General features: G+C 29.9%; 27 protein-coding genes. 5 read left to right on the top strand and 22 right to left on the bottom strand.

All coding sequences use genetic code 11. From position 1 onward, the window contains the following. A partial coding sequence (locus tag L8U00_RS05885; protein ID WP_263708857.1) for a hypothetical protein occupies nt 1–1,048 on the bottom strand: 1,048 nt, incomplete at its 3' end. A gap of 163 nt (nt 1,049–1,211) precedes the next feature. Here L8U00_RS05885 and L8U00_RS05890 point away from each other — a divergent pair. Further along, complete coding sequence (locus L8U00_RS05890) at nt 1,212–1,400, top strand: hypothetical protein (RefSeq protein ID WP_263708858.1); 189 nt, start codon at nt 1,212–1,214, stop codon at nt 1,398–1,400. A 144-nt stretch (nt 1,401–1,544) separates the two neighbouring features. Here the strand turns inward: L8U00_RS05890 and cmoA are convergent, their stop codons facing one another. From cmoA to L8U00_RS05935, 9 genes are read right to left on the bottom strand one after another with little or no spacing between them, the layout of a single operon-like run. Further along, nucleotides 1,545–2,249: a carboxy-S-adenosyl-L-methionine synthase CmoA gene (cmoA, locus tag L8U00_RS05895; RefSeq protein ID WP_263708859.1), complete on the bottom strand. Its 705-nt coding sequence runs from the start codon at nt 2,247–2,249 to the stop codon at nt 1,545–1,547. Beyond that, on the bottom strand, nt 2,239–3,090 hold the full coding sequence (locus tag L8U00_RS05900) for a bifunctional riboflavin kinase/FAD synthetase (RefSeq protein ID WP_263708860.1): 852 nt from the start codon (nt 3,088–3,090) through the stop codon (nt 2,239–2,241). The genes cmoA and L8U00_RS05900 overlap by 11 nt, the downstream gene beginning before the upstream one ends. Next, on the bottom strand, nt 3,056–3,778 hold the full coding sequence (locus tag L8U00_RS05905; RefSeq protein WP_263708901.1) for a TlyA family RNA methyltransferase: 723 nt from the start codon (nt 3,776–3,778) through the stop codon (nt 3,056–3,058). Before L8U00_RS05905 ends, L8U00_RS05900 begins: the two co-directional genes overlap by 35 nt. Beyond that, complete coding sequence (ligA, locus tag L8U00_RS05910) at nt 3,768–5,723, bottom strand: NAD-dependent DNA ligase LigA (protein WP_263708902.1); 1,956 nt, start codon at nt 5,721–5,723, stop codon at nt 3,768–3,770. Before ligA ends, L8U00_RS05905 begins: the two co-directional genes overlap by 11 nt. 2 nt (nt 5,724–5,725) lie before the next feature. After that, a complete protein-coding gene (folP, locus tag L8U00_RS05915) occupies nt 5,726–6,868 on the bottom strand; it encodes a dihydropteroate synthase (protein ID WP_263708861.1) in 1,143 nt (380 codons plus the stop codon). Beyond that, nucleotides 6,855–7,466, bottom strand: coding sequence for a DNA polymerase III subunit delta' (locus L8U00_RS05920; protein WP_263708903.1), 612 nt, complete (start codon nt 7,464–7,466; stop codon nt 6,855–6,857). The genes folP and L8U00_RS05920 overlap by 14 nt, the downstream gene beginning before the upstream one ends. A 41-nt stretch (nt 7,467–7,507) precedes the next feature. Continuing rightward, nucleotides 7,508–8,044 (bottom strand): HobA family DNA replication regulator, encoded by a 537-nt coding sequence (locus L8U00_RS05925; protein WP_263708862.1) that lies wholly within the window; start codon nt 8,042–8,044, stop codon nt 7,508–7,510. Further along, entirely contained in the window at nt 8,045–9,247 is a 1,203-nt protein-coding gene (locus tag L8U00_RS05930; protein WP_263664134.1) for an aspartate kinase, read from the bottom strand. Next, on the bottom strand, nt 9,247–9,717 hold the full coding sequence (locus L8U00_RS05935) for an RNA pyrophosphohydrolase (RefSeq protein WP_263708863.1): 471 nt from the start codon (nt 9,715–9,717) through the stop codon (nt 9,247–9,249). The genes L8U00_RS05930 and L8U00_RS05935 overlap by 1 nt, the downstream gene beginning before the upstream one ends. A gap of 80 nt (nt 9,718–9,797) precedes the next feature. Between L8U00_RS05935 and hemW the strand changes: the two genes are divergently transcribed. Beyond that, entirely contained in the window at nt 9,798–10,847 is a 1,050-nt protein-coding gene (gene hemW / locus L8U00_RS05940) for a radical SAM family heme chaperone HemW (protein ID WP_263708864.1), read from the top strand. Here hemW and L8U00_RS05945 read toward each other — a convergent pair. Continuing rightward, entirely contained in the window at nt 10,844–11,161 is a 318-nt protein-coding gene (locus L8U00_RS05945) for an ArsR/SmtB family transcription factor (RefSeq protein WP_263708865.1), read from the bottom strand. The genes hemW and L8U00_RS05945 overlap by 4 nt on opposite strands. Before the next feature lie 8 nt (nt 11,162–11,169). Continuing rightward, nucleotides 11,170–12,144: a permease gene (locus tag L8U00_RS05950; RefSeq protein WP_263664130.1), complete on the bottom strand. Its 975-nt coding sequence runs from the start codon at nt 12,142–12,144 to the stop codon at nt 11,170–11,172. 150 nt (nt 12,145–12,294) lie between these two features. Here L8U00_RS05950 and tatB point away from each other — a divergent pair, with 150 nt between their 5' ends. Genes tatB through queA form a run of 3 tightly spaced genes read left to right on the top strand, consistent with a single transcriptional unit; the run spans nt 12,295 to nt 14,445 of the window. After that, on the top strand, nt 12,295–12,687 hold the full coding sequence (gene tatB, locus L8U00_RS05955; RefSeq protein WP_039618091.1) for a Sec-independent protein translocase protein TatB: 393 nt from the start codon (nt 12,295–12,297) through the stop codon (nt 12,685–12,687). A 2-nt stretch (nt 12,688–12,689) separates the two neighbouring features. Next, nucleotides 12,690–13,430 carry a twin-arginine translocase subunit TatC gene (gene tatC, locus L8U00_RS05960; RefSeq protein ID WP_039628251.1) on the top strand — a complete coding sequence of 247 codons (741 nt, stop codon included), beginning with the start codon at nt 12,690–12,692 and terminating at the stop codon, nt 13,428–13,430. Further along, nucleotides 13,417–14,445: a tRNA preQ1(34) S-adenosylmethionine ribosyltransferase-isomerase QueA gene (gene queA / locus L8U00_RS05965; RefSeq protein ID WP_263708866.1), complete on the top strand. Its 1,029-nt coding sequence runs from the start codon at nt 13,417–13,419 to the stop codon at nt 14,443–14,445. The genes tatC and queA overlap by 14 nt, the downstream gene beginning before the upstream one ends. On the opposite strand, the gene mrdA is transcribed toward queA, so the two are convergent. The 10 genes from mrdA to L8U00_RS06015 are packed head-to-tail and all read right to left on the bottom strand — an operon-like array spanning nt 14,438 to nt 22,732. Further along, entirely contained in the window at nt 14,438–16,264 is a 1,827-nt protein-coding gene (gene mrdA, locus L8U00_RS05970) for a penicillin-binding protein 2 (protein ID WP_263708867.1), read from the bottom strand. The genes queA and mrdA overlap by 8 nt on opposite strands. 2 nt (nt 16,265–16,266) lie before the next feature. Then, a complete protein-coding gene (locus tag L8U00_RS05975) occupies nt 16,267–16,758 on the bottom strand; it encodes a hypothetical protein (RefSeq protein WP_039628249.1) in 492 nt (163 codons plus the stop codon). After that, the gene (yihA, locus tag L8U00_RS05980; RefSeq protein WP_263708868.1) at nt 16,748–17,347 is read right to left on the bottom strand and encodes a ribosome biogenesis GTP-binding protein YihA/YsxC; all 600 of its coding nucleotides are present in this window, start codon (nt 17,345–17,347) and stop codon (nt 16,748–16,750) included. Before yihA ends, L8U00_RS05975 begins: the two co-directional genes overlap by 11 nt. Beyond that, nucleotides 17,344–17,802, bottom strand: coding sequence for a lipopolysaccharide transport periplasmic protein LptA (lptA, locus tag L8U00_RS05985; RefSeq protein ID WP_263708869.1), 459 nt, complete (start codon nt 17,800–17,802; stop codon nt 17,344–17,346). The genes yihA and lptA overlap by 4 nt, the downstream gene beginning before the upstream one ends. Then, the gene (locus L8U00_RS05990) at nt 17,784–18,290 is read right to left on the bottom strand and encodes a hypothetical protein (protein WP_039628246.1); all 507 of its coding nucleotides are present in this window, start codon (nt 18,288–18,290) and stop codon (nt 17,784–17,786) included. Before L8U00_RS05990 ends, lptA begins: the two co-directional genes overlap by 19 nt. Next, complete coding sequence (locus L8U00_RS05995) at nt 18,281–18,769, bottom strand: HAD hydrolase family protein (RefSeq protein WP_263708870.1); 489 nt, start codon at nt 18,767–18,769, stop codon at nt 18,281–18,283. The genes L8U00_RS05990 and L8U00_RS05995 overlap by 10 nt, the downstream gene beginning before the upstream one ends. 4 nt (nt 18,770–18,773) lie before the next feature. Next, a complete protein-coding gene (locus L8U00_RS06000; protein WP_263708871.1) occupies nt 18,774–19,613 on the bottom strand; it encodes a septal ring lytic transglycosylase RlpA family protein in 840 nt (279 codons plus the stop codon). Continuing rightward, nucleotides 19,549–20,700 carry a lytic transglycosylase domain-containing protein gene (locus L8U00_RS06005; protein WP_263708872.1) on the bottom strand — a complete coding sequence of 384 codons (1,152 nt, stop codon included), beginning with the start codon at nt 20,698–20,700 and terminating at the stop codon, nt 19,549–19,551. Before L8U00_RS06005 ends, L8U00_RS06000 begins: the two co-directional genes overlap by 65 nt. After that, nucleotides 20,700–21,497, bottom strand: coding sequence for a TatD family hydrolase (locus tag L8U00_RS06010; protein ID WP_263708873.1), 798 nt, complete (start codon nt 21,495–21,497; stop codon nt 20,700–20,702). The genes L8U00_RS06005 and L8U00_RS06010 overlap by 1 nt, the downstream gene beginning before the upstream one ends. Continuing rightward, nucleotides 21,488–22,732, bottom strand: coding sequence for a diguanylate cyclase (locus L8U00_RS06015; protein ID WP_263708874.1), 1,245 nt, complete (start codon nt 22,730–22,732; stop codon nt 21,488–21,490). The genes L8U00_RS06010 and L8U00_RS06015 overlap by 10 nt, the downstream gene beginning before the upstream one ends. Nucleotides 22,733–22,760 lie beyond the last annotated feature (28 nt).

Here is a 22,760-nt window from a genome sequence, read left to right on the forward strand (position 1 = left end):
AAAGAAGCCCTATGATTTTAGAGCCACCATCAAGGTTGATATTTCCTTGTATATTACCTTCATTAAGTATGGCTGTGCCTTCTTGATTATAAGTGTAAGTACTTCCATCTTCACTAAAAGTTAATGCTGCTATGGTGGCACCATTTTGCAAGTCGATTACATTGCCAGTGCCATTATTTACAAGACTTCCGTTGTTATTATTTACACCTATGGTTCCTTTATTGTATATACCTATTGTGCCACCTGCTATAAGAGCATCAGAGCCATCTAGTTTGATGTAGTCTTTGATGTGTTGGTCAGGATCTATTAATATTCCAGAATTTTTCTTTCCTAAAATAACACCCTCATTATTTATGGTTTCAACACTTCCTATATTCCCACCAGATTTTTCTATCCAAATACCATTATTTGTAGCAATAATATTTTTTTTGTTATTAATAAATTCTATTTTAGAGGGTTTATTAACAGGAGTATGTACACTTATAAATATACCTTCAGAATTAGAAATAATATCACCATTATTAATAAAAGTTTTTATATTTCCAGAAAATAAAGCAATTCCACCCGAGTTAAAAGCACCGGTCTTATTGATAATTGCTCCATCATTAATTAAATTCTCTATGTTTGTTTTGTCATCTTTTCCTTGTATTACTATTCCACCTGCTCCCCAATTTACATTTCCATTATTAGATAATATAGTTCCACTATTACTAATTGTATTTATTTTATTTTCACCAGATAAATAAATTCCTGCTGTATTACCAAAAATTAGCCCATTATTTATTATTTTTTCTATAGTAGCACCGTTATCAACTTTAATACCTTTATCATTACCTTTAATAATTCCACTATTTTCTAAATTTTTTAAAGTACTATTATTAGTTACGCTAAGTCCTGAACCACTACCACTATCGATTGTTCCCGTATTAGTAATTTTATCTACAGTAGAGCTACCCCATATTTCTATACCATGTCTTCCACCACCATTACCTTTAATAGTACCTGCATTATTAATAGTTACATTAGTGGCATTACTTTTAATTTCCACAGCATGGCCGCTATTAGGAATAACACTACCGCCCTTATCAATAGTTAAAGTACCACCGTCTGCACCACTTATAGTAACGGTACTTGTTTGTTCACTATTTATAGTACAATCTGTACTACTGCTACATCCACCACCACTAATACTTTTAGAATTTTTTACTTGTTTGTTGTTATTGTTTGTAGTGCTTTTAGCTTTAGTGATAGTAATACTACCATTAGAAGCTTTATCACCTATAGTTGTTATACTAGCATTAGCACAAGTTGCTAAAAAAGATATAGTTGCTAAAGATAAGAAGGTTTTCTTAGTAAAAGAAATATTGTTTGATGTTTTTAAAGAGGATATGATTGATTGAGAATTCTCAATTCCCCCCCCCCGTGAAATTTAACATTAAAACTCCTTTAGAAATTAATAATATTTTGAAGTTTGGAATTATATATTAAAGTTGTTTATAAAAAGTTTAAACATAGCAATAAAGTGAATATATAGCTAATAATACTCACTTAAAAGCTATGAATGTTTCAAAATTTACCCATTTAAAAACACTTTCTACTTTAGAAAATCCTGCTTTTTTAAGCATGGTTATGTTTTCATTTTGAGTATAAGGTATGAGAACATTTTCCAAAGCTTCTCGTTTGCTTGAAATTTCTAGCTTACTATAACCTTGCTCTAGTTTATACTGCTCATAAATTTGTATCATTTTTTTAGCTATTTTGACATCTTCATAAAGAATTTTTTCGCTAAGCACAAATATACCATTTTCATTTAGGTTTTGATAGATTTTATCAACTAACTCTTGTCTTTTGGGTGGGCGGATAAACTGCAAAGTATAAGTAGCTATAAAAACATCATTTTTAAAAAACTCAAAGTCATCTAAATTTTTTTGATAAAAATCCACCCTAGCTCCAAAGGCTTGACATTTACTTTTAGCAATCTCTAGCATAGCATTAGCCTCATCAACCCCACTTAAAAGAAAATCTTTTCTTTTTTCATAAAGTGCAAGCAATAAACTAGCCGTAGAACAACCAAGATCACAAATTCTTGCATTTTGCGGTGTAAAATGATCTATGAGTTCGACTATGAGTTTTAAATTTTGCGTATAAAAAGGCACGGACCTTGACACCATATCATCAAAAACACTTGCTACACTTTTATCAAATTCAAATTGTTTTTCTAAGGGTTTTTTAAAAATTTCATCTTTCATTTAATTTTCCTAAAATTTCTTTTGCTTTGTTAATATCTTTACTAATTTGTGTTTTTAATAAGGCTAAATCATTGAATTTCTCATTAGCTCTTATATAGTCAATAAAGCTTAACTCCACTGAAATTGCTTTTGTGTTTGTGAAATTTTCATCTAAAATATGCGTTTCTAAAGCAAAATTTTCATCAGTAGATCTTATACCTATAAAACTTACACTATGATAGCTTTTATTTTCAATCTTTACCAAAGTCGCATATACACCTTCTTTGGGTAAAAAGAAGTCTTTTGCGTATAAATTTAAAGTTGCAAAAAGCTCTTTAGCGCCTATGCCTTGCCCTTTGATGATATTTGCTTGTATAGTATAAAACCTACCTAGGAAATTTTTAACTTCTTTAACTTTTGCTTCTTTAAGTAAGGTTTTAATCATACTTGTATGAACACTTTTGTTTTGAATTTTAAACTCATCTACGATGATGGTGTTTATACCACAAAGGATTTGTATATCTTTGGCGCTACATTTTCTTTCTTTGCCAAATTTAAAATCATAACCTACGATGATTTTTTCTAGTTTGGGAAATTCTTGCTTTAAAAGCTTTAAAAAATCCTCGCCTTTATAATCTTTGATTTTTTCAAAATCACAAAAAATCAAAGGAAAATCAACCAAATTTACTCTAAAATCCTTAGGTGTTAAGGCTTCTTTTTCCTCTTTAGTGATGATAAACAAAGCTCCATTTTCATCTAAATGCTTAAAAAGCTCATAATGCCCCAAATGCATACCATCAAAACGCCCTATGGCTAAGCTCGTGATTTTAGTTTTTTCTATAGGCGTAGAAAAACTCAACATTACCTTCTTTTCCTTTTAAGTGTGACTCTTGACTTACTTGTAAAATCCAACCAAGCTTTGCACAGGCTTTTTCAAAGCTTTCTTTAGCAGTTTTAATAGCTTTTATATCTTTTACTACTCCGTTTTTATCACGCTTAGCATTTTTACCTACTTCAAATTGAGGCTTAAAAAGCAAGATGATAAGATCTTTAGCAAGTTTATCTATATGAAAAATTAAATGTGTTAAAGATATAAAACTCACATCACAAGTGATAACATCATATAAAATTTCACTTTTAAACTCACGCAAATCAGTGTTTTCACAAATTTGGATATTTTCTAAATTTCTTAAGCTTTCATGAAGTTGATTAGAACCTACATCCAAAGCTGTGATATGTTTAGCCTTGTTTTGATGTAAAATTTGTACAAAACCTCCAGTCGATGAGCCTATATCTAAACAAATTTTATCTTTGATAGTAAATGTATGCTCTTGTAAAAAACGCTTGAGTTTAAAAGCAGCCCTACTTACAAAAAGCTCTTCTAAAAGCGTTAGTTTTAAACTCTCATCTTCTAAGGGGCTTTGAGATGTGATTTTAAAAGAGGTTTTTTTAAATTCATCATTGAGTAAAATTTGCTTGTTTTCTATAAGCTCGCAAGCTTTATTACGAGAAATGTTTAACTTTGCACTTACAAAGACATCAAACCTCATCATCACCGCCTAAAAGAGCATTAAACTCAGCCTCATTGATGCACTTGACTCCTAAACTTTGAGCCTTTTCAAGCTTTGAGCCTGCTTCGCTTCCGTATAATACAAAGTCCGTTTTTTTAGACACACTTGAGCTTACCTTTGCTCCAAAGCTTTCGATTAGCTCTTTAAAATGATCGCGTGATTTGCTTAAAGTTCCTGTGATAACAAAGGTTTTATTAGAAATATTTTCATTTATAATAAGCTCTTTTTTCTCATCCTCTAAATGCAAAATTTCATAAAAATGCTTAATGCGATTTGCATTGACATGGGTAAATTCTTCTAAGCTTTTAGCCATTTGCTCGCCAAAGCCTTCTAAATTTGCATAAGCTTCATAGCTTTGTATAAACCATTCAAAGCCAAAAGATTGAGCTAGTTTTTTAGCTGCTACTTCTCCGATATGCTCTATACCCAAAGCAGTGATAAACCTTGATAAAGGGCATTTTTTTGCATTTTCAATAGCGCTTAGAAGATTGTTGATTTTTTTCTCTTTAAAGCCTTCTAAGCCTTCAAAATCACTATATTTTAAGAAAAATATGCTTTCTATGTTAGTGATTTTTCCTTCTTTAAATAAAAGTTCGACGATATTTTCTCCAAGGCCATCTATATTTAAACACTTTTTAGATACAAAATGTATGATAGAATTTACAAGTCTTGCTTTGCAGTCTAGGTTTTGACATTTTAAAAAAGCACCCTCATCTAAAAGCTCACTAAAACACTCAGGACAAAGAGTTGGTTTAGTGATCTTACTTTCTAAACCATCACGCCTTTGGGTAAAAACTTTAGTGATTTTAGGTATAACATCGCCACTTCTTATCACACTTACACTATCGCCTATCATCACTCCAAGTCTAGCTATCTCATCAAAATTATGCAAGGTTGCAGACTTTACGATAACCCCGTCTAAATTTACAGGCTCTAAAACCGCCACAGGGGTAATCACACCACTTCTTCCAACTTGTAAATTAACCCCGAGTAAGGTTGTGGTTTTTTCCAAAGCAGGAAATTTAAACGCAACCATAAATTTTGGAAATTTCACTGTGTAACCCAAAAGCTTACAATGAGCTAAATCATCTACCCTTACAACCATACCATCCATCATCATAGGCTTTTGATCTCTTTTTTCTAAAAGCTCGTGGTATTTTTCTAAAACCTCATCTAAAGTTTTCACACAAAAAACAAAATCATCTTTTAAAAAGCCAAGACTTCTTACAAACTCCATCACTTCAGAGTGTTTCTTAAACTCTAAAGAATTCTCCCCCACTCCCCAAGGATAAAATTTTAAATTTCTTTCTTTTGTAATGCTTGTATCAAGCTGTCTTAAAGAGCCACTTGCTGCATTACGTGGGTTTGCAAATAAACTTAAGCCATCTTTAGCTCTTTTTTCATTGATTTTTTCAAAATCTTCTTTTAAAATCACTACTTCGCCACGAATTTCTATCTTGTTTTTATAAGGAATTTTTTGAGGTATATTGGATATCTCTTTAACATTTAAAGTAATATCCTCGCCTACTTCCCCATCGCCTCTTGTAGCACCACTGATTAAAATACCATTTTCATAAGTAAGATTTAAACTTGCTCCATCAAATTTAGGTTCTATGAAAAAATCAAACTCACATTTAGCTCTTTTTGCCCAAGCTCTAAGCTCAGCTTCATCAAAAACATCTTCCATAGACCACATTTTTGCACTATGTGCAAGTTTGTGAAATTCACTTTGTATAGTTGGGGCGATATTTTGCGTAGGAGAGTCTTTAGAAATCTTTTCTTGATGAAGCGTTTCAAATGCTTTTAACTCTCTTATAAGTTTATCGTATTCTTCATCGCTTGCTAAAGGCTCGTCATCTTCATAATAAGCCCTCATCCATTCTTTTACTAATTTTACCTTTTCTAAATACTCTTGATAAGTCATCATTACTCCAAAGAAAGTTCATCCATAGCTTTTGCAAGTTCAAACATTTGTTTATGTTCATATACATCATGCACTCTTATAATACTTGCTCCATTTTTAAAAGCCTCTAAATGCAAATAAAGCGTACCCGCTAGTCTTTGCTCAACACTTGAGCTAAAATAAGCATTTATCATACTTTTTCTACTAGCTCCGATTAAAAGTTCTTTTTCAAAGCGTAAAAAATGCTCTAAATGCTTGATTAACATCATATTATGCCAAGGACTTTTACCAAAACCAATACCAACATCTAAAATCACATCTTCTAAACCAAGCTCACTTAGCCTCTCTAGCTTTTGCGCAAAAAAATCATCAAGCTCGGCTAATACATCTTCATAATGCGGGTTATCTTGCATATTTTGTGGGGTATTTTGTATATGCATGAGTGTATAAGTGGCTTTGTATTTTAAAGCTAATTTAGCTAAATTTTCATTTTTAAACCCAGTAATATCATTAATAAGCTTAAAGCCTTTATTTAAAGCATATTCTAAACAATACTCATCAAAGCTATCTAAGCTAAAAATACATTTTTCATAAAGTTTTTCTTTATAGATTAAATCTAAGGTATTTTTTAAACGCTTAAACTCTTCTTCTTTCCCGCAATACACACTACCAGGTCTTGAAGAAACCCCGCCTATATCTATATAATCAGCCCCTTGAGAAATCATGAGTTCGATTTTTTCTAAAACTTCATTTTCTTTAACCCTACTTTGAGCATTAAAACTATCTTCATTAACATTAATCACACCCATAATTTTTGCATATTTTGGTTTGTTAAAATTAGACTTTAAAAATAATGCTAAATTTTTAAGCTTAAAATCTTGTAATTTTTCTTTTTCTATAAGCTTTTTGGCTTGATCTTGCGTTACCATAAGCAAGGCATTAGTATGTTCTTTGCCTAATATAACTTCTTTATGTGTTACAAGCTCAGCTCCAACTCTTAGCGCATCTTGTTTGAGTATGTTTGCAGCAGGTGCTCTTAACTCTTTAATAAGAAAAAAATGAATTTGAGTTTTTTCACTCATAATTTTCTCGCCTGCTTTATGTGGCTTTATATATTTAGAAATTTGCTTAAAGTCTGTGTTAGGATTGATTTTAATGATTTTCATTTTTTCTCTCGTGTAAAATTAAAGCTATGGTGCTTAGCAAAATAGTTGGCTTTGCATTTAATTTAGCTAATTCATAAGCTTTGTAAAAAAATTCAATTTCTTCATCGTTTAATTTTATATCTTGTTTAAAACATTCATGACTTAAAGTGCTAATTAACTCTAAACACTCATGCTTGTCTATATTTTCATATTGTTTTAATAATGAAGCAATTTGAGCTAGATCCATTTTTTTAAGATCTAAATTTAAAGACATCTTTTCTTTTTGAATTTTATGTTTTTCTATGATAAATCTTGAAAGTATAGTAGGTAAAAAAACATTTTTTGAAGGAGCTACGATGATAAAATATACATTTTTTGGTGGCTCTTCAAAAAGTTTTAGCAAAAAATTTTGCGCTTCTTCACGAAAAGACTTAGCTAGTATAACAATGATTTTAGCTTGTGCTTCAGCTATATAACTTTCATTCATAATAGCTTTTGCGGTTGCTTGGCCGTTTTTGTCATAAGTTAAGTCATTTAGTCTTAATTCTAAGTCAGGATTTTTGGGTATGAAAAATTTAAGATTTTTTGCTCCATATTCTTCTGTGAGCTTTTCTTGCATTAGCTCAAAATCATTATGGATAATGATTTTATTTCTTAGATTCAAATTTCTACCTTAGAAAAAAGCACAGCCTCTAAGCTTTGCTCAAATACTTTATATAAAGAAATGAGTTTATAGTCTAATTCCTTATCACGTGAGGAAAGATAAAAGCTATTTTGCAACTGCTCATCAAAAAGCCAAAGCATACTTTCTGCTTTAGAATTAGCGATTTTAAATTTAAAACCTGTATTAGTTCCTATATAAAAAAAGGCATAACCATTAGGAAAAGAAATACTTAAAAGATCATTTAACAAATCTATATCTTCTTGGGTATTACAAGCTTTATTATAAATTCCTTTTAAAGACACAAAAGGCACCAAAGGTCTTGTGGAACTAGCATTGATTTGACCTAAAAAATACTCTTCAAACCACGTTCTTTGATCATCAGTAATCACAATAAAAGTATAACCTTGCAAAAGCAAAGCTAACTTAGAAGCAATCAAAGGCGACCATTCAAGACGCCTTTCTTCCAACCAACTTGTATAAGTACCATTTTCTCGGATTTGCTCTAGAGTAAATTTTAAAAAACTATTGCTCATTTATATATCTAGTTTATAAACTTCATGCAATACTCTTACAGCTAATTCACCGTATTTTTCATGCACGATAACTGAAATTTTAATTTCACTTGTAGAAATCATTTGTATGTTGATATTTTCATTTGCCAATGCTTTAAAAGCTGCCGAAGCTACTCCAGAATGCGATTTCATACCCACACCCACAACTGAAACTTTTACCACAGCACTATCTGTTTCTATATTAGCATTAGCACCTAAAACTTTTTTCATAGCATTAGTTGCTAAATCAAGCTCATTTTCAGGCACAGTAAAACCTAAATTTGTAGCTCCATCTAAACCTACATTTTGGATAATCATATCTACATTGATATTTTCATTTGCTAAAGTCCCAAAAATTTCAGCGGCAATGCCTGGCTTATCATCGATATTTCTTAAAGTAACCCTTGCTTGGTTTTTATCTAGTGCTATACCACTAACCAAAGCTTGTTCCATATTTTCCTCCTTAGTAATGATCGTCCCTTCATTTTCATTAAAACTACTTCTAGTAACTAATTTTACATTTAATTTTTTAGCAAGTTCTACAGAGCGATTTTGTAAAACCTTAGCTCCTAAACTTGCAAGCTCTAGCATTTCTTCATAAGAAATTTTATCTAGCTTTTTAGCCTTTGGCTCAATTCTAGGATCGGTAGTATATACCCCATCTACATCAGTATAAATTTCACATAAATCAGCATTTAAAGCTCCCGCTAGTGCTACCGCACTTAAGTCACTTCCACCACGACCCAAAGTAGTAACATTACCCATTTTGTCAATACCTTGAAAGCCAGCAACTACTACGATATATCCCTCATCTAAGGCTTTGTTAATATTTGTAGTATCAATGTGTTCTATTCTTGCTTTAGTATAAACATCATCTGTGATAATTCCTGCATTGCGTCCGGAAAATGCAGTAGCTTTTAAACCCATTTCATTTAATGCAATAGCAAGTAAAGATGAAGTCACGCGTTCGCCACTACTTAAAAGCATATCCATCTCACGACCTGAAGGATTTTTACTAAAATGGTGAGCAAAATCGATAAGCTCGTTAGTAACCCCACTCATCGCTGAAACTACTACAACTAACTTATCGCAAGTTTTTTTACTTTTTGCCACTCTTTTAGCAACTTCATCAATACGCTCAAGCGTTCCTACACTTGTTCCCCCATATTTTTGTACGACCAGCATTAAATATACCCCCTTTCTTTAAAATATTTTAAAACCCTAACATATATAGGTTTTTTAAAATGGTTAATCATATCATAAACATCTTCTAATGAAGCAAATTTATAAGCATCAAATTCAGGATTTTTAGTGTTTAGATTAATAATAGCTTTATTTTTTAATCTAACTAAAAAATATTTTTGGCTTTGACCATCATAAGGATACATTTTTTGTGCGACCTTAGTTGGAAAATCATAATTAATCCACTCAGGATATTCAGCTAAAATTTCAACCTCATCTGTGCCTATTTCTTCTTTTAACTCTCTAAATAATGCACTTTTAACTTCTTCTTCCTCATCTATACCACCTTGAGGAAATTGCCATATATCTTCCATATCATTGCGTTTAGCAAGTAAAATTTTACATTCAAAAGGATAAGCTGATGATAGTACAACAGCGGCTACATTTGGCCTATATTTTTTTTCTTTTTCCATGATTTTCTTATCCTTGACTTTTTAATAATATAATTCTAACAAAAAAATACGAATTTATAATCACATTTTAAAGAAGTTTTATGCATTTATACATACATATACCATTTTGTGAAAGCAAGTGTTTTTATTGTTCTTTTACTTCACTTAAGAAAAAGGACTTTGAAAAAGATTATTTAAATGCTTTAACGCAAGATATAAAATATCAACTAAATTTTTTCAAACTTGATAAAAATTCCATAAAGACTGTTTTTATAGGTGGTGGAACGCCTAGTTTAATGGATGCTAGTTTTTATGAAAAAATATTTATTTTTATACAAAGTTATTTACAAAAAGATAGTGAAATTAGTATAGAAGCAAACCCCAACTCGAGTAATTTTTCTTGGCTTAAAGAGATAAAAAATTTAGGTTTTAATCGTATTTCTTTTGGAGTGCAAAGTTTTCATGAAAAAAAATTACAATTTCTTGGGCGTATTCATGATCAAAAAAGTATTTTTACTAGTATAGAAAATGCAAAAAAAGCAGGATTTAATAATATCAATCTAGACTTAATTTACGATACAAAACTTGATGATAAAAAAATGCTTGATTATGAAATTTCCAAACTTACTCTGCTTGATATTAACCATGTGAGCGCTTATAATCTAACCATAGAAGAAAAGACAAGATTTGCTAAAAAATTTCATTTTAAAAAAAATGCGCCACGACTTGCAAAATATTTTATCAAAGCTATCGAAAATCTTGGCTATAAACAATATGAAATCAGTAATTTTGGACAAATTTGCAAACACAATCTTGCCTACTGGCAAGGAAAAGACTATATAGGCTGTGGTTTAAGTGCGGTGGGATTTTTAAAAAATCAAAGATTTTATACTAAAAAAAGTTTAAAAGATTATATAGCAAATCCTTGTTTTAGAGAGATTGAAAATTTAAATTCAAAAGATTTACGCTTAGAGCATATTTTCTTAGGACTTAGAAGTATTATAGGAGTGGATGAAACAAAGCTAGAACCTTTAGAAAAAGAAAAAGCGATGTTTCTTAGTAAAAAAGGAAAGCTAGTTTATAAAAATGGAATTTTTTATAATACTAACTACCTTTTAAGCGATGAACTAGCTTTGTATATTAGCACTTAAGCTTTACATTCACAAGAAAACCTTTTAAGCTCAGGAAGCTTTATGGAAAGTTCATTGATGTTTTTTAATATATCATTACAAAAATTATTTAAATTTTCTTTTACTCCATAATACGCCCAAACACCTTGTCTATCTACTTCTAAAAAATTAGCTTCTTTTAAAATTTTTAAATGTCTTGAAAGCCTTGATTGACTCATATTTAAAGAGCTTTGCAAATCACACACACAAAGCTTTCCGTATTGTTGTAAGAAAGCTAGGATCAAAATCCTGCTTTCATCATTAACCGCACTTGTTATTTTTAAAAACTCTTGCATAAAAATCCTTATATAAAAAACATTAAAAGACCAAAACTAATTGCAATAGCAACAATCATACTTGCAAATAAAATCAAAAAGCTTGTTTTGAAAATTCTTTTAAGCAAAATAAGCTCAGGCAAAGAACACCCTGCTCCTGCTATTAAAAAACTCATCATTATACCAAGTGGAATTCCACTGGTAGTTAAAGCTAGTGCTACAGGTATCATAGCTGTACAATTCATATAAAGTAAAACTCCTATAAAAGCTGCTATAAATACGCCCAAAACTCCATAATCTTTCATATAATTTTGGAAAAAATCTTGTGGAAAAGCACCATGTATAACAGCCCCTATAGCCATACCTATAACAATATAAGGTAAAATTTTTTTATACTCTTTAAAGCTTTGTGAAAATAATATTTTGATTTTACTTTCTTTAGCTTTGTTTTTAAAATTTAAAATTTTACTTGTTTTAGAATTTTTAGCAAAAACCAAGCTAGGTTTTTGACAACATGAGCTTTGAAAAGTATTGTTAGAACAACATGACTTTTGCTCTAAATCATTTTTTAAAAAGTCTTCATTAAAAAATCCTTGAGTGTTTATTTTAGAAACACAAAAAGCAATAAATAAAATCACACAAAATAAAAACCCCACATAAAATAAAGATATTTTTAAGCCAAAACTCACCATAAACATCACTACTATAATAGGATTAATTAAAGGCGAGGTGATTAAATAAGCTATGCATACCCCAAGTGGGACTTTAGCTTTTAAAAATGCGTTTAAAAGCGGTATACTTGAACATGAGCAAAATGGAGTTAAACAACCCAAAAGTATGGCTTTTATATAGCTTGTAAAAGAATCTTTCTTTAAATGCTCATTAAAAAATTTGGCATAGCGCTCATTTAAATAAGCAATAAGCATACTAACCAAAATAAACAAAACAGATATTTCTATAAATAAAATAAGAAAATCTTTTAAAATAAAAACTAATTTCTCCATGCTTTTCCTTTTTTATTTTTAATTCAATATAACAAAAATATATTAATATATCAAGATATCTTTATATATTAATATGATAAAAGTAATAATATTTTTAAGTATTTTTATGTAAAATGTAAACCATATATTCAAATGAAAGAAGATAAAATAATGAGTTTTGGTGAAATTTTAGTTATTTTAGTTGTAGCTATTTTAGTGCTTGGGCCTGAAAAATTACCTTCAACTATAGTCGAAATTGCAAAAATTTTAAAAGCCATTAAAAGTAATATCGATGAAGCAAAAGCAAGTATTAATAAAGAACTAAAAATAGCAGAATTAAAAGATGAAGCACAAAAATACAAAGATGAATTTTCACAAACTAATGAAAATATCAGAAAAAAACTAAGTTTTGAAGAATTTGATCAACTCAAAGAAGATATTTTAAATAATACCAAAGAATTAAAAAGTGAAATTAATGATTTAGAAAAAGATATACAAGAACTTTCTAATCTTGAAGAAAAAATTCAAAAAGATGAAAAAAATACTCAGAAAATGGAAAGCTAAGAATGTTTGAAGAATTAAAACCGCATTTAGTAGAACTTAGAAAAAGATTATTTATAAGTGTTGCTTGTGTTGTTGTGATGTTTTTTGTATGTTTTAGTTTTAATAACTATATCATAGATATACTAAAAGCGCCTGTTGAAGCGGCCTTACCTGAAATTTCAAGACAAATGACCTTTGTTGAGTTACAAGAGCCTTTGTTTACTGCGATGAAGGTTTCGTTTTTTACAGCTTTTTTGATTTCTTTGCCAGTTATTTTTTGGCAGTTTTGGAAATTTGTAGCACCTGGACTTTATGATAATGAAAAAAGATTAGTAGTGCCTTTTGTAAGCTTTGCTAGTATTATGTTTGCACTTGGTGCTTTGTTTTGTTATTATATAGTTATACCTTTGGCTTTTAAATTTTTGATTGATTTTGGGGTGCAAACCCAAGATTTTAAGCCTTTAATTAGCATAGGTTTATATGTAGGCTTTTTTACTAAATTAGTAATTGCTTTTGGTTTAGCTTTTGAAATGCCTGTAATAACCTTTTTCTTTGCTAAACTTGGACTTATTGATGATACTTTTTTGAAAAAACATTTTAGAGTTTCTGTTTTAGTGATTTTTGTTTTCTCAGCTATGATGACACCACCTGATGTTATATCGCAATTTTTAATGGCTGTACCTTTGTGTGGACTTTATGGAATTTCTATTTACATAGCTAAAAAAGTTAATCCTAGTCAAAAAGAAGATGATGAAAATGATTGATAAAGATCTTTTGCTTTCTAGTTATGATTATGATTTACCCAATGAACTTATAGCAAATTTTCCTATTTTGCCCAAAGAAAATGCCAAGCTTTTAGTATATGAAAGATGTAAAGATCAAATTTCACATTTGCATTTTAAGGATTTAGCTAAAATTTTACCACCTTGTGAAATCATCTTTAATGATACCAAAGTCATCAAAGCAAGAATTTATGGAAACAAAGAAAGTGGTAGTAAAATAGAACTTTTCATTAACCATCCTTTAAAAAATAATGAATTTTTAGTGCAAATTCGGGGTAAGGTTAAAGAAGGGCAAATTTTATATTTTGAAAATTCTTTAAAAGCTAAAATCAAAAAATTACATGATGATGGCACAAGAGAAGTAAAGTTTTTTAATGATGAAAAAGAACTTCATCATCATGAAGTTTTTGAAATTTTAGAAAAAATAGGCCATATCCCTTTACCACCTTATATTAAAAGAGCAGATGAAGCACAAGATAGCATTAACTATCAAAGCATTTTTGCTAAAAATCAAGGCGCAGTTGCTGCACCTACTGCAAGCTTACACTTTGATGAAGCGATGATCGATGAACTTAAAAAAAATCATAATATCCATACTATTACACTACACGTTGGCGCAGGAACTTTTAAAGGTGTAGAATGTGAAGATATACGTGATCATAAAATGCATTCAGAATTTTTTCATATTGATGATGAAACTTGTGCTTTGATTGATTCTTCTAAGAAAATACTAGGCGTTGGTACTACTGTTACTCGTTGTGTAGAGTACTATCATAGAAAAAAATTAAAAGAAGGTTTTTGTGATTTGTTTTTACACCCACAAAATACCCCGCAAAGACTTGATTATTTACTTACTAATTTTCACTTACCAAAATCAACTTTAATTATGCTTGTAGCAGCATTTATAGGTAGAGAAAAAACCTTAGAGCTTTACCATGAAGCTATAAAAAATAACTATCGTTTTTACTCATATGGTGATGGAATGCTAATTATTTAGTCTTTTTCTTGATATATTTTTTATCAATATAGCCTAAATCTATAAGTTTTTGATAAATTTTAGCCAGTATAGGCCCTCCTGTACTACTACCGCTTTTTCCGTGTTCTATTAAAACCACTACTACATATTGTGGTTTTTCATAAGGCGCATAAGAAGTAATCCAAGCATGAGATCTTAAAAAATATTCTAAATCCTCTTCTTTAATACGCTTTTTTTCACTTTGAGAAATTCCAACTACTTGAGCTGTTCCTGTTTTGGCTGCTATGGTAATAGGTGAATTTCTTAAAAATCTTGCCGTAGTTCCACCGTCTTCATTAGCAACTTCATACATAGCACGCCTTAAAAGTGGAAGTTTTGATAGTTCAAAAGTCGTAAAAACACTTTCATTATTATCAAAATTTATCTTAGTAACATTATCATCAACGCTATGTAAAAAATGCGGTGTGATATTTTTAGCCGTAGCAATCATAGCTGTAAATTTAGCCACTTGCATAGGAGTAGCAAGAAAATCACCTTGTCCTATGCTTGTATTTAAAGTTTCACCTTGATACCATGGTTGGTTGTATTTTTCTTTTTTCCATATTCTATTAGGTACTGTTCCTATAAATTCATTAGGCAAATCCACTCCTGTTTTTGCACCAAAACCTATCCTTTCGAAAACAGAACTAATAGTATCAATACCAACTTCTAAAGCACCTTTATAAAAATACACATCACAACTTTCCCTAATAGCATCTGTCATATCTACATAACCATGACCTATAGCCTTCCAACATCTAAATTTTCTACCACCAAGCTCAAAGTTAGAATCACACAAATATTTATGATTTTCACTTACTTTTCCACTATCTAAAAAGGCCAAAGCTGTACCCATTTTTATAACTGAACCTGGAGGATAAAGACCGTTAATAAGCTTATTAGTAAAAGGATGGTTTAAATCATTAGAAAGTTTATCCCATTCTTCTTGGCTAATACCCGTAACAAATGGATTAAGATTATACTCAGGAAAACTACCCGCTGCCAAAATAGCTCCGCTTTTTACATCCATTACTATAGCTGCACCTGCTAAATTTTCAAAAATACTGGCTAAGTATTCTTGCAAGTCAAGATCTATGCTTAAAGTGATATTGCTTGAAGTAGGTTTTTTATAAGAAAGTTCTTCTATTTCTTTATTTAATGCATTTACCTTGCTAACCTTTTCACCCTTTTGACCTTGTAAAATATCATTATAAGAACGCTCTATGCCACTACGCCCTACATAGCTAGTCAATCTTGCAATTTCATTTTCATTCATATCATTTAGATTTGCTTTTCCAACATAACCTATAACATGGCTAGCTAAAGCATCATAAGGATAAAATCTTTGAGTGGTAGATTTAACTTGCATATTTTCACGCAAATTTAGCTTAGTAAAATGTTTAATCATCGCATTATATTCTATAAATGGAACCACTTCTATATAATCTTGATTATAATAAGAATCAGCTTTCATATAAACTCTTTTGAGTTTAGTGGCATTTAAATCAGGAAAAGCTCCTACTATAGCTTGTAATTCTTGCTCTAAAAGATTTCTATTTTTCTTTTTTATATACAAATATGGTTTTATAGAGATCGAAAAACCTAATTTATTTACTGCTAAAGGTCTACCCTTTATATCTAAAATTTGTCCTCTTACAGGTGCTAAAAACTGCGTTTTAATAGCATTTTGCTTGGCTATTTCTTCATAATAAACATTAGATTTTATACTTATATAATATACTCTAGCTAGTAAAAGCATAAAAAAGCAAGCTATAAAGCCCATTACTAAACGCATACGCATAATTAGATTTTTCCTTTAAAAATAATAAAAGAAATCAAAGCTTCAACAGTAAAAAACCATAAATACTCAATACCAAATTTTAAAATTTCATTATTATCTAAATATGCTAAAAACACATCAAAAAGATAGATGAAAATATAAGCACAAAAAGTGAATATAACGAGCAAATAATGCCCTAGTTTTAATTTGCTTTTAAACCAATCCACAAAAAAATGATAAAAAATAAAAAAAGCTATCCAAGAGCTAAAAAGATAAAATCCATGAATAACATCAATTAATAAAAGATAAAACAAAGAAAAATACCATCTAAAATCAAGTTTATTAAGGGTTCTTTCTTTTTCTTTTAAAAGCACTATCATATAACAAAAAAATACCCCAAATAAAGGAGGCATCCAGTAATACACAGAGCTTAATACTTGATAAAAAATCAAAGATAGATAAAAAAATAAATAAGAAAAATCAAATCTATTTTTTACTAAATTTCTACTCCTCATTAAAACCCAAGCTCTCTAAAATGATTTTTTGTTCTAATTTATCAATACCACTTTTTTTCAAATTTGACACCAAAATAGCATTTTTATTTGCATTTAAAATTTTTGCTTTTTGACTTTGATTGAGCTTATCTGCCTTTGTAAAAACTGTTATTTTTTTTTGATCTGCTCTAATAAAAGAATCTAAATACAAATCCAAATTTGTATCAATATCTAAATTATCATGCCTTGAATCTATCAGATGAATAAAAAGCTTGATAGAACTGCGCTCTTTTAAAAACTCATCTAAATTTTTATTCCAAATAGCCTTAGTTTTTTTGCTCACTTTAGCATAACCAAAACCAGGTAAATCAATAAATATTAGTTTAAATTTATCCTCATCTTTTTTGCAATCAACTTCAAAAAAATTAATAAGTTGTGTTTTACCTGGAGTTGAAGAGCTTTTCGCTAAATTTTTATTTTTGCATAGTGTATTAATCAAAGAACTTTTACCCACATTAGAACGTCCTAAAAAGGCGATTTCAGTATATATAGGTTGTGGCGCTTCGTCTATTTTAGAAGCAGAAATTAAAAATTTAGCATTTAATATCATTCTTTTACTTCAAATACAAATTTGGCAGGTTTTTTATCTTTACTCACTACTCTATAAGTCATATTTTTTCTATCTACTATGATTTTATCCCCTATGAGTTCTTTTTTAGTTTGCATTTCTGTAATTTTTGCATTACCATTAATCTCATATGTATCCTTAGCTACATTATAAATAAATTCATCACCGCTTCCATGATAAGTTTTATCTTTCATCATGATTTTAAATTTAGCATCTTTAGTAGCTATATACTTGATGGGTTGTTTGTTTTTCATATAAATAACTAATTTTTGCGAATTTAAAACATCATTGCCTTTTTTAACTTCTACATCACCGTTTAATACACTTGTTTCATTTTTTTCATCTAAGTAAAAATCCTTAGCGTAAACTTCTATTTTTTGTGCACTAAATGCGAACAAATTTAACAAACACAAAAAAATTACTGCTCTAAAAACCATGCTTTTATTCCTTGAATTTTTAATTCTTTTTGATTCACATCATATAAAAAATTATCCCCAAAAACTTCATTTAAACCTATATATGCTTTAAAATTATCATTAGAAAATAAAATTTTATTTTTCATATCATAAGTTGCTTTTTGGGTAAAAATAGAAGTTTGATTATGATCAAAATAACTTACATTGCCTTCTAAAATAGATTTTTCTTCATTTCTTACTAATAAATCTGAACTTAAATTATAATCAAGCGCTTGAACTTTAAAATCATCAAAAATATCTTTGTCTTGATATTTTACCCAACGACTTGCCTGATATGTAGCCTTAATTACACTAGCATTTAACTCATAATCAAGCACATCAAAAGCTTGCATATTTGCCACATCTACCTTTTGTGGTTTTATGGCAAATAAATATGGATCTTGGGTACTTAAAATCACCATAACAAAGGCAAATAAACTCATCAATATAGCAAAAATTTTTATCGCCAAAGTTTATCCCATTGAGCTTGCATATTATTATGTTCAATTAAAATTTCAATCATCTCACTCACTGCTCCATTGCCACCTTTTCTATTTAAAACTTTATCAGTTTTTAAAGCCTTGTGTGCATCTTTTGGCTTGAAGCTATATCCAACTGCTTCAAGCAAGCTCATATCATTATAATAATCCCCAATAGCAGCACATTGAGAAAAATCTAAATTTAATTTTTCTAAAATTTCTTTAGCGCAAGCTAGTTTATCACTAATACCTTGATAGACTAAATCAATTTTTAAATCCCTAGCTCTAAAATACACACACTCGCTAGTCCTACCTGTAATGATAGCAACTTTTTTACCAAGCTTTTGCCAAGCTTCAATCGACGCACCATCTTTTACATTAAATTCTTTAATCTCACCATAGTTTTGTGTATAGATGATTTTACCATCTGTTAGACAACCATCTACATCTAAAAAAATAAGTTCTATCATAATCTTACTCTCTTACTATAAACGCACCTGGGAAAGATCCACTATCAACAAAATCTCTTGCTTCTTGCTCACTTCTAAACCCTTTTAAAAATACTCTATGCAAGCCATCTTTAGCACTTGTTTGTATAGTTGAAGTATAAGAATTATAATTTTTGTATCTACTTGCTATTAGCTCTGCACCACTTTTATTTCTAAATGCTCCAATTTGCACCATAAAAGATCCACCTTGGAAAATATGACCACTATCAGCAATCTCTCCACTGCTGCCTAAATTAGAATTAGTATGAACTGAACCCGAACTTGCACTTGTTCCAAAGCCAATCACTTCAAGTCTTACAGGAGCTGTTCCAGATTGAATCATATCTATATCTCTTGCAGCCATATTAGATAAATCTATAATCCTACCTGCTACAAAAGGTCCTCTATCGTTAATCCTAACAGTAGTTTGACGGTGATTTTTTAAATTAGTTACTTTTACTATGGTATTCATAGGCAAAGTTTTATGAGCTGCAGTATATGCGTGTTGATCATAAGTTTCACCATTGGAAGTTTTTTTACCATGGAAGCCCGGTCCATACCAACTAGCTATACCATCAGCAGTCTCACCTACTTCTACTACAGTTGGATAATAAGTTTTACCATTAATAGTGTAAGGCTTCATGGTACCTTTTAAACTAGTGTTATTGTGCTTTACACTTTTAAAATCCCTCTCTGGATAATACACAGTAGGTGTGCTAATAGGCACCATACTACAAGCACTAAACAAAACTCCTACACAACTAACGACTAACGACTTTTGTATGAGAATTTTTTGATATTTTTTGAGTTGTTTTGATTTTTGCATTATTATTCTCCTTAATTTTTAACACAAGTTTTTGATTGATATTGATTAAATTTCCTTTGATTTTATTATATTCTTTAATGCTTTCAACACTTATTTTGTGTTTTCTTGCAATAGTATAAAGACTATCACCCTCTTTTACTATATAAATTTTTGTATGCGGAATGGTTGTATCCACCTTAGCTAATTTTACATTCTCCAACGCCTTTTCTACCGCCACACTTTTGCTTAAAGGAATGTACATGTAATAATCTTTTTTATCAGGTGGAGTAAAGTTATAATTAAAATGTGGATTATAACGCTTAAATTCTTTATAAGACATTTTAGCTACTTTGGCAAGCTCTCTTAAAGAAACACTTGGTGGAACTGAGATTTTTTTAACTTCACTTGATAGGGCATAATTAAGCAAAGCACTATCTTGAGAAATTAAAAAATCATTATTATTAGCCAAAAATGCCATAGTAAGAATTTTTCTAATAAAAATTCTAGTTTCTAATGGCAAGTATTTTTTATCAGGATCAAGCAAAACCCTTAAATCATCACTTTTTGCTTTTTTTATAGCTTGACGTAATTTACCATCACCACAATTATAAGCTAAAATAGCCAAATACCATTTTCCAAACTGCTCTTTTAATTGCTTTAAATAAGTAATAGCTGCATAAGTTGATTTTACCAAATCTTTTCTCTCATCTACATAAGGATCTATCCTTAAACCCAAAGTTTGTGCTGTTGGTTTCATAAATTGCCAAACGCCTACTGCTTTAGTTCTTGAGATAGAATGAATTTTTAAACCAGATTCTACAATTGCTAAGTATAAAAATTCTTGAGGGATATTTTCTTTTTCTAAGATTTTACGGATAATTGGAGTGATTTTGTAAAATTCCCTCATCGTATCTACTAAAGTTTTAGAATGCATATCCATGGAAGATTCTTTAAATTCTAAAAAAATCATATCACTAAGATAGCTTGCTTCTATATCTAAATTTCTTAAAATTTGTGCTTGTTGAGTATAGTGCTCTGGAGTAAATTGCAAGGCTTTAGCATTTAAACATAATAACACTAAAATAAAAAATAAAAAGCTTTTTTTCATCATAAACCTTGGAAAAACAAACGATTAGCGTTAGAATTAGTAAGTTTTATTATTTCATTTTTAGATAAATTTAAAAGCTCAGCCATTTTTTGAGCTACAAAATGGGTCAAAATAGGATCATTTACCTTGCCACGATGCGGCTCTGGAGTTAAATAAGGTCCATCTGTTTCTAAAACTAGTTTATCTTTTGGAATTTTAGGTAAAACTTCTACTAGTTTTTTTGCATTTTTAAAAGTTAAAACCCCACCTATACCAAAATAAAAACCATCATCTGCTAGCTGAAGTAAAAGCTCACTAGCATTAAAACAATGCAAAACACCACCTTGTAAATCTTTTGCATATGTTTTTAAAATATTAAAACTATCTTCATTAGCTTCACGCACATGAACAATCAAAGGCTTTTTATATTCAATAGCTAGCTGAATTTGAGCTATAAAAACTTCTTTTTGCTTTGCTTTTATTTCATCCTCATCAGCCCTTAAACGATAATAATCAAGCCCGCACTCACCCACTGCAATGCATTTTTTATCATTTATAAATTCTTTTAAAACATCCAAATCAAAATCATCTATATCATAAGGATGTACCCCACAAGAAAAATACACATTTTCATAATCATGTGCAATCTCTCTTGCTCTTGGCAAATCTTTTATATCTGCTCCAGGTATGATGATTTTATCTACTCCATTAGCAAAGGCATGATTTAACATCTCATCCAAACATCCAAAATAAGCTTGATTATCTAGATGACAATGTGTATCTATGATTTTTTCGCTAAAATCACAATCTAAAAACATACCTCTACCCTATTTTTACCATTAGCCTTAGCTAAATCTAGTGCCTTTTGAGCATTATCAAGCAAATCTTGTATTTGGCTTGTTTTACCTCCAAAAGCAACTCCTACAGAAATACTATAATCAACCTCATCTAAAGCTATTAAAACACTTTCTTTGGCAATATTTACTCTTATATTTGAAAAAGCTTTCAATGCTTCTTTATTATCTGTATTTTTTAAAAGTACGTAAAATTTACCATCTTCAATTCTAGTTGCCAAATCCATACCGCGAATTTGATCTTTGATTTTTTTAGCTGTGTGTTTAATCACTCCATCACCACAATCATAACTTAGTTCATAGTTAATTGTTGCAAGATTGTCTATATCAATTAATGCTAAAGCTAATTCTTCACTTTCTTGCATATCTTCTAAATAATCTAAAAATCTTTTTTCAAAATTTGCATAATCATCAAGTCCTGTTAGCAAATCTTTACCCAAACTATACTCATCAAGTAAAACACATTTTTGCATATAATCTAAGCAATTATTCACTCTACAATTAAGTGATTCTTTTTGGAAAGGTCTAATCACATAGTCATTTACGCCCTTTCTAAAAGCTCTTGCCTCTAGCGCATCATCTTTATCTCCAACCATGATCACACCAAGTTCTATCTTAGAGTATTTTGAGCGAATTTCTACAAGCAAATCTTCTCCATTAATTACAGGCATAGTTGCATCACAAATTACCAATTTTGTATCAGGATTATCACTAAGATAACTTAACGCTTCTTCTCCATGTGCTGCTGCTAAAACATTAAAAAGTTGATTATTAAGATTTTTTTTCATTTCTGCGCGTAAAGTTACATTAGCGATTGCTAAAATTATCTTAGTTTTATTGTTTTTTTGAAGCATTCTAATGGAACTTAGCATTTCATCAATACAGCTTTCGCTTTCTTTTTGAATATAACCTATAATATCTTTTTCCATAAATTTCTTACGCGTTTGCCCATCACTACTTCCTGTAAGTACTATAGCAGGAATATTTTTTTCTAAAACCACATCCACCACTTCTCCATTGGGAGCATCTGGCAAACAAAGATCTACAAAAGCCATAAAATAATCATTTTTCACTAATTCTTTAGCACTATTCATATCAAAAGCAACATCTACTTTTAAACCCAAAGTGTTTTCTACTTTTTTTGCTAAAAGCTTTGTAAGCATTTTGTTATCATCAATAATTAAAATTTTTTCTTCCATAGCCAACTCTCTTTATAATTTAAAAGTA

The sequence above is a fragment of the Campylobacter sp. IFREMER_LSEM_CL2256 genome, assembly GCF_025771645.1.
Taxonomy (GTDB): Bacteria; Campylobacterota; Campylobacteria; order Campylobacterales; family Campylobacteraceae; genus Campylobacter_D.